At 39.3% G+C, this 14,084-nt stretch carries 11 protein-coding genes; 8 read left to right on the top strand and 3 right to left on the bottom strand.

All coding sequences use genetic code 11. The features are described 5' to 3' along the window. The first annotated feature begins 35 nt into the window (after window positions 1-35). Window positions 36-644 (top strand): hypothetical protein, encoded by a 609-nt coding sequence (locus FH971_RS11210; RefSeq protein ID WP_240778288.1) that lies wholly within the window; start codon window positions 36-38, stop codon window positions 642-644. A 122-nt stretch (window positions 645-766) separates the two neighbouring features. Here FH971_RS11210 and FH971_RS11205 read toward each other — a convergent pair whose 3' ends face one another. The 3 genes from FH971_RS11205 to FH971_RS11195 form a co-directional block, all read right to left on the bottom strand. Next, window positions 767-3,418 (bottom strand): PqiB family protein, encoded by a 2,652-nt coding sequence (locus tag FH971_RS11205; protein WP_140234356.1) that lies wholly within the window; start codon window positions 3,416-3,418, stop codon window positions 767-769. After that, window positions 3,405-4,001 carry a paraquat-inducible protein A gene (locus FH971_RS11200; RefSeq protein WP_137227481.1) on the bottom strand — a complete coding sequence of 199 codons (597 nt, stop codon included), beginning with the start codon at window positions 3,999-4,001 and terminating at the stop codon, window positions 3,405-3,407. The genes FH971_RS11205 and FH971_RS11200 overlap by 14 nt, the downstream gene beginning before the upstream one ends. A 109-nt stretch (window positions 4,002-4,110) precedes the next feature. Continuing rightward, window positions 4,111-4,737, bottom strand: a complete 627-nt coding sequence (locus FH971_RS11195) for a paraquat-inducible protein A (protein WP_137226931.1) — start codon at window positions 4,735-4,737, stop codon at window positions 4,111-4,113. 213 nt (window positions 4,738-4,950) lie between these two features. On the opposite strand from FH971_RS11195, the gene FH971_RS11190 reads away from it, so the two are divergent. From FH971_RS11190 to FH971_RS11160, 7 genes are all read left to right on the top strand, one after another. Further along, entirely contained in the window at window positions 4,951-5,244 is a 294-nt protein-coding gene (locus FH971_RS11190) for a YebG family protein (RefSeq protein ID WP_140234355.1), read from the top strand. A gap of 50 nt (window positions 5,245-5,294) precedes the next feature. After that, complete coding sequence (locus FH971_RS11185) at window positions 5,295-5,753, top strand: GAF domain-containing protein (RefSeq protein ID WP_140234354.1); 459 nt, start codon at window positions 5,295-5,297, stop codon at window positions 5,751-5,753. A gap of 278 nt (window positions 5,754-6,031) precedes the next feature. After that, complete coding sequence (gene proQ / locus FH971_RS11180; protein ID WP_140234353.1) at window positions 6,032-6,643, top strand: RNA chaperone ProQ; 612 nt, start codon at window positions 6,032-6,034, stop codon at window positions 6,641-6,643. Between the two features lie 21 nt (window positions 6,644-6,664). Continuing rightward, window positions 6,665-8,716 carry a carboxy terminal-processing peptidase gene (gene prc, locus FH971_RS11175; protein WP_167496009.1) on the top strand — a complete coding sequence of 684 codons (2,052 nt, stop codon included), beginning with the start codon at window positions 6,665-6,667 and terminating at the stop codon, window positions 8,714-8,716. Window positions 8,717-8,845: 129 nt separating this feature from the next. Further along, window positions 8,846-11,407: an aminopeptidase N gene (gene pepN / locus FH971_RS11170; protein ID WP_140234351.1), complete on the top strand. Its 2,562-nt coding sequence runs from the start codon at window positions 8,846-8,848 to the stop codon at window positions 11,405-11,407. Window positions 11,408-11,497: 90 nt separating this feature from the next. Further along, window positions 11,498-11,713, top strand: a complete 216-nt coding sequence (locus FH971_RS11165) for a DUF2835 domain-containing protein (protein ID WP_137226937.1) — start codon at window positions 11,498-11,500, stop codon at window positions 11,711-11,713. Between the two features lie 316 nt (window positions 11,714-12,029). Then, window positions 12,030-14,078: a DUF1302 domain-containing protein gene (locus FH971_RS11160; protein WP_140234350.1), complete on the top strand. Its 2,049-nt coding sequence runs from the start codon at window positions 12,030-12,032 to the stop codon at window positions 14,076-14,078. Window positions 14,079-14,084 lie beyond the last annotated feature (6 nt).

Genomic DNA, 14,084 nt, shown 5'->3' with positions numbered 1-14,084 from the left:
TTTGATTAATACCATGATTAAAAGGATGCAATCTGTTGGATAACAAAAATCGAATAACGCCCATATATATTTTAATGGTTATTGCATTAGTGTATTTGCCATTTATCGATAGTTGGTTTAGTGGGATTTTTTCGAGTTTAAATTGGCAATCTCCAATATTGATGGATCAGTTAAGTGACCATTTTAGAGTTATCAAACTCATTTTTGTATGTCTAGGTGGATTACTTCTATACAAAAAAAGTGGCAAAATAAGGAAAAAAATTGGCAGTGTATTGAGCAGTAACTGTTTTATATATTCTGGCTATTTGCTTATATTACTTCAAGTACCCTTTCTCTACTTAGGCATATGGCTTGAAGGGGCTTCATCATCAGACCTTAATTATATGCATAAAGAAAAGACATTTGATGACCGTACCATTTATGTGTATACAGCCGATCCTGGTGCAATGGGAAAGGCTTACCACTATTTTTACTTGAAATGTCGGTTACCGTTTGATCGATATGAACTGAAGATCATTACTAAAATGGATTGGATGCATGAATATAGCTTTGAAGTAAAGGATAACGAACTAGTAGTTATAAATAAAAATGAACAAGGTAAAATAGAAGGGATTAATTTAAGTGATATTAATTGCGACCTGTAAGTATATCGGTGATTAACGGTTAAAGTGCATGAGTGTTTTATATTTGCAAATTCATATTAAGTAAAAGGCCGATAATGATATCGGCCTTATGTTTTTACAGAACCAAATAACCACAATTGAGGTTATTTAGTTTGTGTTGGTTGCCACTGTGCCCATTCATCTTGCATATTCTCATGCAATGGGAAACGTTCGGTGGTATTGATACGGTTACTGTCTGATGTTGTTTCTTGGGTCGCAAATGCGATACCACCGGCGAGTATCGTTTCTAATGATCCGGTTTCTAATTGTGCGCCCGAAAATAAACCGACGTCTAATTTTATACCCGAAGCATCCCAAAACTGACTTGTTTGGTTAACTAAGTGACTATATTCAGCATTAACATGGGCAAACAAGCTAATTTCGGTACCTGAGTCATCCAATTGATATCCATCTATTTGTCCGACTTTAATTCCGCGGAAAAACAGTGGTGTACCGACCTTAATTGAACCTAGTTGATCATCAACTAATTGGAATGCTAATGCATCTTTCGGTACGGTAGCCTCAAAGCTTGAGTGTGGTTGAGAAACAAAGTTATCAACAATCTCTTTGCTATTGCCTGGGATAACACCAATGTATGGACCTGTTAACAGCGTTTCGGGGGCATTAATGCCCGCTAAAGAAATTTGTGCATCGACAATGAAGTATTCACTGTCACTAGTACTAAAATGGTTGGCATATTTACCAAAGATATATGCTTGTGCATTAAGAGTATTTAAATCTTGATTTAGCTTCACATGTGAGACTTCACCAATTTTATGACCTTGATAGCGAATAGCGGCTTTATCGGCTACTTTTGTGCTAACAGGAAGGGTGAGATTGATGACTTTAGCCTGCATCAGCGCCAGTTGTTTGGTGTCATACAAACGAAGATTAGTTTGATCGCTGTGCTCATCAACTATGTCGTCTATATGTCCAAGGGTAATACTACCTTTTATTGCGCCTTTGAGAGGCGCTACATTAATGTCGACTCCGGCAAGACTGGCATTGATAGCAACAGCATCATTTCGCCAAAACACAGTCTTAGGATTTACTAAGGGAGCAAATTTATTATCGATATTAATATCAATACTAAATTTATCCGTTTTAGCAAACCAATTAACTTTATTCACCGCACCAATTTGCATTTTCTTGTAATAAATAGGTGAACCTTCAGCTAGGTCAGCACCATCAATACTGGTTAGTGAAAAGTGCGTCATTTGTTGTTGGGCATAAAGTGTCTGGGCTGATTCAATTGATTCATGCAGTGTTAATTTACTGTTGGCTGGAATCAATGTTTTGTTGTTACCAGGAATTAAGCTAATTGCCCCTTCAAGCATAGTGGTCACGTCACGAGTGTTAACGCTTATTCCATCTAATGAAGCATTAATGGCTAAGGCACTTTCTGGAATAAAGAAACTGCCTTTTGTGAGTAGATTTTTAAATTCGGGAAGAATTTCAATATGATATTCGACCGCAGAAAAATCTTGGCTTAAATTGATGCTGGTAATACTTCCTATAGGTAGCTGTTTATATCGCACTTGTGCGCCATTGCTGATACCTGTATGGGTATTGGCAACCACTGTCAGGCTAAGTTTATCTTGCGTGAGCAAATCGGGAGCTTGTGATGCTAAATTAAACTGCATCGTCTCCGCCTCCGCAGAGTCCTGAGTCCCGGGTAATACATTAATGACACTCCCAGTCACCAAACGCCCAAGGTGCTTGACACCTTTTAACGATAATTCAGCGCCGCTTAGCCAAAATTGGCTGTCATTGGTGATTAAGGCTTGGTACTGATGTTCTACTCGAGCGAGAAATTCGACACCAGTCTCGGTTAACGTTACTTTTTCAATTTCACCTATAATGACACCACGGTAAATGATGGCTGTACCTTCATTAACATCTTCACTGTCAGCAGCGGTTAACCTAAAATGAACCCCACCAATAGCGGTGACTTCATCATCATAGAGGGTGTAAACATCACCATTTTCGGCTTTTAAAGTGTTGCTTCCGGTATCAAAGCTGATGCCGCCGGCCAGAATAGACGCGATACTTTCAGTACTGACTTTTACCCCAGATAAAGAAGCATCTATTTTTAAGCCTGACACGTTCCAAAAGTGGGAGTCTTTATTGACTAAATGAGCATATTGCTCTTGAACAAATGCGCTGATAATAATTTGTTTATTTCCATCTAGACGATAGCTAACAACACTTCCTACAGGAGCTTGACGGAAAAATACTGGCGAGCCGACATCAATCGATCCTAGTTTGGGGGATTTCAGTTCAATCATTATTCCTTCACTGCCGGGAAGAATCGCTGGGGCTTCACGTTGTGCTTCAAAAATAGTGGCAGAACGTCCATCTCCAGGTTGGATTGCAATGTAATTTCCCGAAAATAAGGTATCTAATCCTTCAACCCCGGTGATACTGGCTTTAGGTTTAACTAACCAAAAAAGGGTATTTTTATTCAAAAATGGGTCAGCGCGGTAATCCATGACTACTTTTACGTTAACGCCTTTAAGATCATCATCAATGCCTATATCGGTTACTTTACCTACCGACAAACCTTGGTATTTTACCAAGGTTTTACCGATATCAATTCCAGCGGCACTGGGAAAGTGGATCAAAATTTCAATGCCTGACTCTTTAATGCTTTTTACACCTAACCAAGCGCCTAATATCAAGGCGACAACAGGTAATAACCATATTGGCGAGAATAATTTTTTCTTCACAATTTTCGGCGATTCAATTTCTGTCATTTGTTTGTTCCAAGCGGTCCCAGAGTAAACGAGTATCTAACACTTTTGCCGCGAGTTGCGTTAGTAATATAACTAATGCAAATGCTGTTGCGGCGGGTGCAGGTTTGGCGTCTAAAAGTTGCCCCATATTCACTAAGGCAACCGTTAATGAAATCACGAATAAGTCGAGCATTGACCAACGGCCAATCCATTCAATGATGTGAAAACCAACCATTAACTTTCTTTTTGATATTGGTAGGTTAAAACTGATAGCAGACAAATAAGTAGCTAAGCCAATAATTTTTAGCCAAGGTACTAAAATACTCGCTGTAAAAACGATAATGGCAATCGGGAACATGCCGGTTTTGACTAAATGGCTAATACCACTGAAAATAGTGTCATTGGTAACTACACCACGGTTAGTTAATAACGTGATGGGATAAATATTGGCGACCACAAGTAAAATAGTTGCCGTGATCAATAAAGCCCAGCTTTGCTGGATACTGGCATAATTACGGCTGCTTAATTGGCTAAAACAACGTCTACAATGACCATTACTAAGCAGATTAAGTTTACGACACACAGGGCATAGACATAAGCCCATTTGTTTTCCTTGAAAATTCGATGGGGTCTTTTTTGTTGTATCGTCGTTCGTATTCTCAACGGTCTCTGCACTGCATTTTGTGATTTCACCTGCAATGGTGGTTGGATGATTAGGCATCAACATAGCTCCACATGTGTTCTAGGTTATATTCACGTTGTAAGAATAAAATTATGATAAACAACATGGTAAAACACAAGGTGCCCATTCCGAAATAAACATCGGAAAAATCAGAAAGTTGAAATGCGGACACTAAAAAACTGATGACGTAAATTTCTAACATGGTCATTTGTGATATCAAACCATGATTTTTTAAAAGTGTACTGTAAGTTCTTTGCCAAAATGAACTATGAAGCTTTAATTTTACAATGACCACTTGGGTTAGAATCGACAATATTAAGAGTCCAGGTGCGATAACCGCCGCGACCATTACCGCTAAGCCTACAACCCAATATCCTTCTAACCACACTGTAATAGCAGCCTGCAATACGGTTGTCGTTCGCACGCTACCAAGAAAATGAATTTCAAGTACAGGTAATAAATTAGCGGGAATAAAAATAATCAGCGCCGCGATACACAATGCCAACATGCCATTAATTGAGCAATAAGGAGCGTCATATAATGCAGTGTGACAGCGTGGGCACAACGCTCTAGCACTTGAAGGCAAAGCTCGTCTCCTCACTACCAAATCACATGATTGGCATAAAATTATTGAATCATGGTCATCAAGTTCATGCATGTAGAATTAATCTAATCCATATTGAAACGCATTATTGGGGGAGCGAAGAGTTAAGCCTCTCTGCTTTGCCTTATATTGGTAAATAAATGTATCAATTGTTAAAAAGTCTCAATTTTCTTCACTTGATAATATCAGAATAACCAGAACACTTGCATCATAAGTTAACTATGTGAGATTCTATACACTGTATATAAAAACAGTGAGGATTACATCATGGCAGTGATAACCCAGTTTGTCGTGGTCAGAGAAGGGGTGGAAAAGATGACATTTATATCGAAGAAAGAGGCAGATGCCTACGATAAGATGCTTGATATTTCCGATAATCTAGTGCCTTTTATCGCTAAGGCAGACCTCGGACTTGATGAAAATAAATGCGAACAGTTGGCATTTTACCTAGCAAACCATAAAGATGAGCTTTCTAACTTGCTAAAAGGTATCGTACAGGTTAAAAACGCTCCTGCGGCAAAAAGCAAGAAAGTGACCGCTAAAAATACATCAGCCGAATAGGCACGTTAATAGCTCACTCTTTTTGTGAGTGTTCAGCTTAAGGAATGGAAATGAAAACCGAATTTTACCAAACGTTAAATCGTCAAGCACAAGCTTTACTCGAAGGCGAAGATGATTTAATTGCGGCAATGGCTAATTTTTCAGCGTTGTTGAATGACAACCTGGAAGACCTTAACTGGGCTGGTTTTTATATCAAGCGCGGTGAGCAATTAGTCCTTGGTCCATTCCAAGGTAAAGTCGCTTGTACCCGTATCAATATGGGTAAAGGTGTTTGTGGGACTGCTGCTGCAGAAAATAAAACCCAGCGAATTGCTGACGTTCATGATTTTGATGGTCATATAGCATGCGATTCGGCGAGTAATTCTGAAATTGTAATTCCTGTTAGACAGGACAATAAGGTTGTGGCAGTGTTAGATATTGACAGTCCATTATTGAATCGTTTTGATCAAGATGATCAAATCGGCCTAGAAAACATGGTAAAAAGTCTAGAAACTTGCCTATTTGGTTAAATAGCGAACAAATTAGATTAAATCATGGTCGCATTCGCTGCCGTGGGCTTTATAATATGCCGCTATACGCATTTGTGCTGGATTTACTGATGAGCGATGATTAAGCTGAGAGTAAGTTTGGTTAAATTGTTAAGGTTTGTTTCAATGACTTTAGCTAACTGGCGGATAGTGATATTTTGTACGTTGAGCCTTAACGGTTAAGGTTTAACGAAAGATGAACGACTGCATGGCAAATTTTAAGCCGCATAATCAGTCCCTTTATTAACGTGGAAGTAAAAATGGAATCAACAGACAAGTTGACCGACACCAACGCAATATTAGCGTATTTATATGAAACCTTTCCTTTATGCTTTATTGCAGAAGGTGAAACTAAGCCATTAAAAATTGGTTTGTTTCAAGATTTGGCTGAACGGTTAGCTGATGATTCTAAAGTCAGTAAAACACAATTACGTGTAGCGCTTCGTCGTTACACAAGCAGCTGGCGTTATTTGAAAGGCGTTAAAGCGGGTGCTAAACGTATTGATCTTGACGGTAATGAATGTGCTGAATTAGAACAAGAGCACATCGACCATGCTATTTTGACGCTTAAAGAAAGCCAAGATAAAGCTAAAGCCAAACGTCAAGCTTTGGCTCCTAAAAAGCCTGCTAAGAAAGTTGCACCGAAACGTGCTCCTGCTGTTAAAAAAGAACGTCCAGCACCTGTAGCGGCTCCGGTCATTAAACTTGTACCGGCTAAACTTGAAGATTTGAAACCCAAACAACGTGTTAATGTTAAGTTAGGCGCCACACCTGTACCTGGAGTCGTGACTGATATTAATAAAGAAGATGTGCATGTTCAGCTAGACACTGGCCTATCCATCAAAGTACGTGCTGAGCACATATTGTTATAGAAATTTAAGGAGTACTTGTTGATGCGAAAACTTACTTTGGCCGCGTCAATTGCCAGTTTATTTGTCGGCTTTTCGGCATGGGCAATTTCACCAACGATTCAAATCAGCGAGTTACCTAAACTAGCACAAGAGCCACAGCATAAAGTGGCTAGCAAGCGAGTAACAACTTTGTTTACTCGCTCGCATTATCATCGTTTTAACCTTGATGATGCCTTTTCTGAAAAGATTTATGCCCGCTTTCTTGAACAACTGGATTATCGTCGTAATGTGCTGACTATGGCAGACATTGCAAACTTCGATCAGTACCAAAAACAGTTTGATGACATGGTTGAAACAGGCGATATTAGCCCTGCATTTGCTATGTACGATTTGGTGCAAAAGCGTCGTTATGAACGTTTTGCTTATGCCTTGTCTTTGCTTGATAAAGAGTTTGATTTTACTAAAGCAGGCGATGTTTATGAGTTTGATCGTAAAGATGCGCAATGGCCAAAGGATGAAGCAGAAGTTAATGAGCTTTGGCGTCAACGTGTTAAATACGATGCATTAAACTTGAAACTAACGGGTAAAAAGTGGCCTGAAATTGTTGAAGTGCTCGAGAAGCGTTATAACAATGCTATTAAGCGCTTAAGCCAAACTCAAAGTGAAGATGTATTTCAAACTGTAATGAATGCGTTTGCTCGCAGTGTTGAACCTCATACAAGCTATTTATCTCCTCGCAATGCCGAACGTTTCCAAATGGAAATGAACCTAAGTCTTGAAGGTATTGGCGCCGTGTTGCAGATGGATGATGACTACACTGTTATCAAAAGTTTAGTGGCTGGAGGGCCTGCTGCCAACAGTGAAAAACTATCGCCTGAAGATAGAATTGTCGGCGTAGGTCAAAAAGATGGTGACATAGTTGATGTGATTGGTTGGCGTTTAGATGATGTTGTTGATTTGATCAAAGGGCCAAAAGGCAGTGAAGTTGTCTTGCAGATTTTGCCTAAAAAGGGAGGGGCGAATGCCAAACCTTTTGAATTAGTGATTACTCGAGATAAAATCCGTTTAGAAGACCGTGCAGCAACATCAAAAGTTATCGAACCTACAGAAGGCCAATATGCCAATCGTAAAGTCGGGGTCATTCAGATACCTGGGTTTTATATGAATTTGTCGCAAGATGTGGCTAAAGAAATCACTAAACTCGAAAAAGACAAGGTTGAAGGCATTATTATTGATCTTCGCGGAAACGGTGGCGGGGCATTAACTGAAGCTACATTGTTGACTGGTTTGTTTATTGATATGGGCCCAGTGGTTCAAATTCGTGATGCAAATGGTGGTATCAATCAAAATCGCGATAATGATGGCGTTAGTGCTTATAGTGGCCCATTAACTGTGATGGTTGATCGTTATAGCGCATCAGCATCAGAGATTTTTGCTGCGGCTTTACAAGATTATGATCGTGCACTTATCGTTGGTGAGTCAACCTACGGTAAAGGGACTGTTCAGCAGCATAAAAGTTTAGGTCGCATCTATGATATGTACGAAAAGCCAATCGGACATGTGCAATACACCATTGCTAAGTTTTATCGTATCAACGGCGGTAGTACTCAACTAAAAGGTGTTACACCTGATATTCGTTTACCTAGTGCGTTAGAGCCTGGCGAATACGGTGAGTCAGAAGAGAAAAATGCTCTTCCATGGGATAAGGTACCTGTAGCTCAGTACACTACATTGGGGAATATTACTCCTGCGTTAATTGAAAACTTGGATGTAAAACATAAACAACGCATCAGTAAAGATGTTGAATTTAGTTATATTTACCAAGATATTAAAGAATTTAAAAAACATCATAAAGACAAAACTATCTCTCTTGTTGAGAGTGAGCGCATTGCTTCTCGTGAAGACGATGATAAGCGTGCTCTAGACCGAACGAATGCTCGTCGTGTTCATGAAGGTTTAGCTGCCGTGAAATCTTTAGATGATATTGAAGATACCGATGACAGTAAGCTACCTGATGCATTTTTGGATGAAACCGCCGATATCACTTTAGATATGGCTGATGCAGAAAAATTGGCTAAAACAACGTCTAAGTAATGAGTTGTTCTGTTAAAAAACGCGCTTAAGGCGCGTTTTTTCTTAATCACAATACTTAAAAATAATACCGATTAGTTAAAGCTTATTACTTTATTTACATTGGTATTAGTACCGCTCAAAGGATCCTGTATGAACCAAGCGCAAGAAAAACATCTTAAAGATTATACCAAACCAGCATTTACCATTACCCATGTTGATTTAAACGTTATTCTTGATGGTAAAAATACTAAAGTGACAGCTGTCAGTACAGTGCGTCGTAATGGTGAACATCAGCATGAGCTGGTTCTTGATGGTGAACAACTTTCGCTTAGTTCAGTTAAGCTTAATGGTGTGGCGGCTAACTATCGTCAACATGATAATCAATTGCTCATTAATACAGACCAAAATAATTTTGAATTAGAAATAGTGACCCTGCTTGACCCTGAAGCTAACTCTAGTCTTGAAGGTCTTTACATGTCTGATGGTGCTTATTGCACTCAGTGTGAAGCTGAAGGATTTCGCGGCATCACTTATTTCCTTGATAGACCTGATGTTCTGGCTGTTTATACCGTGCGGATTGAAGCAGAGAAGCAAGCTTTTCCTTTCTTGTTAAGTAACGGTAATTTGGTTGATAAAGGCGAGATGCCTCGTTCTGGTCGTCATTTTGTAAAATGGCATGATCCGTTTCCAAAGCCGAGCTATTTGTTTGCACTCGTCGCGGGTGATTTTGATTTACTTAGCGATACATTTACCACCATGTCAGACCGTGAAGTTAAACTGCAGGTTTTTGTTGATAAAGGTAACTTACACAAAGCTGAACATGCGATGGCATCATTGAAAAAGGCGATGAAGTGGGATGAAACGCGTTTCGGTCTTGAATATGATCTTGATGTTTACATGATAGTTGCTGTCGACTTTTTTAATATGGGCGCGATGGAAAATAAAGGCTTGAATGTGTTTAATACCAAATACGTTCTTGCAGATAAAGCCAGTGCCACAGATGATGATTATCACGGTATTGAATCAGTAGTCGGTCATGAGTACTTTCATAACTGGACGGGTAACCGAGTAACATGTCGAGATTGGTTTCAGTTAAGTTTAAAAGAAGGCTTAACCGTTTTTCGCGATCAAGAATTTAGCTCAGATGTAGGGTCTCGCGCGGTAAATCGCATTCATGCTATTCGTGTGATGAAAAACCAACAGTTTGCTGAAGATGCAGGACCAATGTCTCATCCAATTCGCCCTGAAAGCGTGATTGAAATGAACAACTTTTACACAGTAACTGTCTACGACAAGGGTGCGGAAGTGATCCGTATGATGCACACCATTTTAGGTGAAGATGGTTTCCAAGCTGGTATGAAGTGCTATTTTGAACGTCATGATGGTCAAGCTGTGACTTGTGACGATTTTGTCAATGCAATGCAAGATGCGAGCGGTAAGGATTTAACCTTATTCCGCCGTTGGTATAGCCAAGCTGGAACCCCCGTCGTGACAGTCAGTGACCGATTTGATGCAGACAAAGGTGAGTATCATCTCACTATCGCTCAGCAGGTAGTATCAAAGGGTGTTAAAGGCCAAGTATTACACATTCCATTTAGCATTGAATTACTCGGCATTACAGGGCAATCCATTGTTAATAAAGTGCTTGATATAACGAAAAGTATTCAAACCTTTGTGTTTGATGGGCTTGAAAATGCGCCTATTCCATCGTTATTACAAGATTTCTCCGCTCCTGTAAAACTGGTATATGATTTCAACATAGATCAACTTGTGCACCTTATGCGTTATGCCTCTAGTGAAGTGGCTCGTTGGGAAGCATCGGTGCAGTTAGTGAGTCAAACCATATGGAACAATGTTGCTCAGTTGCAGCAGCAACAGGTAATGGTGGTTGATTCTCGTGTTGTAGAAGCATTCAGAGGTATCATTTTAGATGCCAATATTGATCAAGCCTTAGTGGCTGAAATTCTGTCTATTCCTTCGGCATCGGCGTTAATTGAACAGGTAGATAAAGTTGATTTAGATGCATTAGCAAAAGCCAGAGAGTTTGTTGTTGAAGAGTTAGCCTCTGCTTGTGAAGATGAGTTACTGGCCCGTTATCGTGAACTTATTCTGGTTAATAATGCCGGAGCACGAGCATTTAAAAACGTTACTTTATCGTTATTATGTTTAGTGACGGATGCTCATGAGTCATTGGTACAAAAACAATACTATTCAGCAAAAAATATGACCGACAGCTTAGGCGCACTGAAAGCAGCTGCAACTGGACAATTAAGTTGTTTACCAATGTTATTGAGTGATTTTGAGTCTATGTGGGAATCAACGCCATTAGTGATGGATAAATGGCTTACTTTGCAAGCTTTAGTGGATAATGATGATGTAATAGATCAAGTTAAAGCATTAACTAAGCATCCAAGTTTTAGTTTTTCAAACCCAAACCGGATTAGATCATTAATAGGGGCTTTTGTTGCGGCTAATACCTATCAATTTCACCGTGCTGATGGTGAAGGTTATCGTTATTTGACCAAAATTTTGATTAAATTGAATAAGACTAACCCACAAGTTGCTTCGCGAATGATTACGCCATTAATTCAATTTTCAAAATTTGATCAACAACGTCAGCAATTAATGAAACAGTGTTTAGTAGAGCTAAAGTCTCTGCCTGATTTATCAAAAGATTTATATGAAAAAGTCACTAAATCTTTAGCTGAATGATGATTTAATTAGTGGCGTATTCAACGTCATTAATTGGTTTATATAACATGTTAAAAAGGAGAGCTTGCTCTCCTTTTTATGGAATAATTTATGGAAATATTTTTCTCTCTTAATGTTAGTTATGAAGCATTTCTACCTTATTACCAAGGGTTTGCAGAGAAAGTGCAAGTAAGAGACCATCATGGTCGAATATTGCACATCAATGGTAAGTATTTTAGACCGTATTTAACCCCTCAAGGCATTAACGGACAGTTTAAATTAGTGTTAAATTCAGAGGGTAATTTTAAATCACTTAATAAATTATAGAGTATTTACTTCAAACGTTCGATTGATTAGTTACGTGTAAATTAACAATTAATGAACATATATAAGTCTATGAAAATAAACTTCTTTCATTAATGGAGTAATGATTGTAATTTCCCCGCCAGTATTAATTCAAATATCAGTCCATTTTATTTTATCTAACTTAGCTCGATACCGTTAATTTTCTTAAACATTTTCTTTTTTTTGACCTTGCTCAATATAGTTAAATGCTGTAACAATAGTGTTGCCTGTGGGCTAACAAGATGTTGGTTTAAATTCTTATAACAACTAATCCAACAGGCTACGGAGATGAACTAAAATGAATATTGTTAAAAATAGATTTAACAAGTCGGCTCTCGCTTTGGGGGTGGTGTCGGCACTAAGTTTGGGGATGAGCACTTCAGCCTCAGCAGTTTCTTTTAATTGGGGAGATGTGCGAGGCACATTTGATTCAACTTGGACTGCAGGTGCGAGTTGGCGTGTAGCTGATCGTGATTGGAATGATCAGATCGGTAAAGTCAACCAACCACAGTTTGATTGGTCTGGTTATTCTGCATTTGGTGGTGCATTTGGCTCAACCAAATACACATCTGCAGAAATTTGGGCTCAACCGGGTTCTTATTCAAGCAACAATGATTTAAGTAATTTATTGTATGCGCAGGGTGATACGACGTCTGAGATTGTTAAGGGGCTGCACGAGTTATCACTGAAATATGAAAACTACGGTGTCTTCATGCGCGGTATGTATTTCTATGACCGTAAACTCAATGACGGTGATTACGGTTTTAATGATCCATTAACGGGTAATGAATTTGATCCTTGTCAAGATGACAAAGCGTCAGAAGTACAATGTAAAGACATTCGCTTATTAGATGCGTTCGTTTATGGTCACTGGGATTTAAACGACGGCAGCAATCCATTAAGTGTTCGCGTGGGTAATCAAGTGGTTTCTTGGGGAGAAAGTACTCTCATATCTCATGGTATTGCTGTCATTAATTCTGTTGACTTAAATATTCTTAATGCTCCGGGTGCTGAACTTAAAGAAGCATTCCGTCCGCAAGGTATGGTTTGGGCATCGTTAGGGTTAACTGAAAACCTAAATGTTGAAGCATTTTACCAATATGATTGGCAACCAATTTGGGTCCCTACACCGGGTTCTAACTTTGCTACCAATGATTTTGCGGGTTACGGTGGTTACAACCAAAATGCTCAATTGGGTTTCAACTCTAATCCAGACATCAATCAAGATTTCCTTATTTCAGAATATTCACGTCTATACGATGCCGCAGCTGCAAGCGGATTTAATTCTGATTATGCAGCTTATATGCTGTCATATTCTACTAAGGTGGCTTTAGTTCAAGATGCAGCAGATCCTAGTGATGATGGCCAATTTGGTGTGAAGTTAGGTTATTACTCACCAGAATTAGGTGAAACTGAGTTTGGTTTCTATTATATGAACTATCACAGTCGTAGACCTATCATCAGCGGAACCGCTTCAAACTTTACAGCAGAAGCAATTGGTCGTGATTATGGACGTTTAGCGCAAAGTGGTGGGGTTATTGATCGCGATTTGTTATTAAGTATGGAAACCTTTACTAAATCGCAAATTGTATATCCTGAAGATATTCAGTTATATGGTTTTAGTTTTAACACTTTAGTGGGTGACACCTCAGTTGCCGGCGAAATATCTCACCGTGTTGATGAACCATTGCAAATCGATGACGTTGAGTTGTTGTTTGCTGCAATGCCACAACAATTAGCTAATGCAGGTCTTCGACCAGATCTTGATGGCATTTCGCAGATGGATGTTGCTGATCCTGGTGAAACGGTAGATGGTTTCATTCTTACTGATACTACTCAAGCCCAGATGACATTTACTCACTTATTTGGTCCAACGCTTGGTTTAGATAACTTAACCATGCTTGCTGAAGTGGGGGGTGTGTGGATCCACGATATGCCAGGGTTTGACGAATTGCGCTTAAGTGGTCCCGGTACGGCTCGTTCTGGTGGTAATCCAGAGATGACCGGCATTATTGAAGCGTTGCATAATGGTCCAGAAACAAATCCATTTCCAACTGATTTCGCTTGGGGTTATCGTTTAGTGGCTAAAGCTGACTTTAACAATGTGTTTGCTGGGGTAAACATGTATCCACGAGTGATTTTCTCACATGACGTTGATGGTATTACACCGGATCCTATGTTTTTGTTTACCGAGGGCAGAAAGTCTGTTGCCTTGGGTGTAAACTTTGATTATCAAAGTCGTTGGGGCGCTGATATTTCTTACAACAGCTTCTTTGGTGGCGTAGGAACAACAAATGCTATGGCGGACCGAGATTACATCTCTTTTAACGTCAAGTATTCGATTTAAAAGGAT

Source organism: Shewanella polaris, assembly GCF_006385555.1.
Taxonomy (GTDB): domain Bacteria; phylum Pseudomonadota; class Gammaproteobacteria; order Enterobacterales; family Shewanellaceae; genus Shewanella; species Shewanella polaris.
Note: the sequence above shows the minus strand (reverse complement) of the source record. Positions and strands in the feature narration are given on the sequence as shown.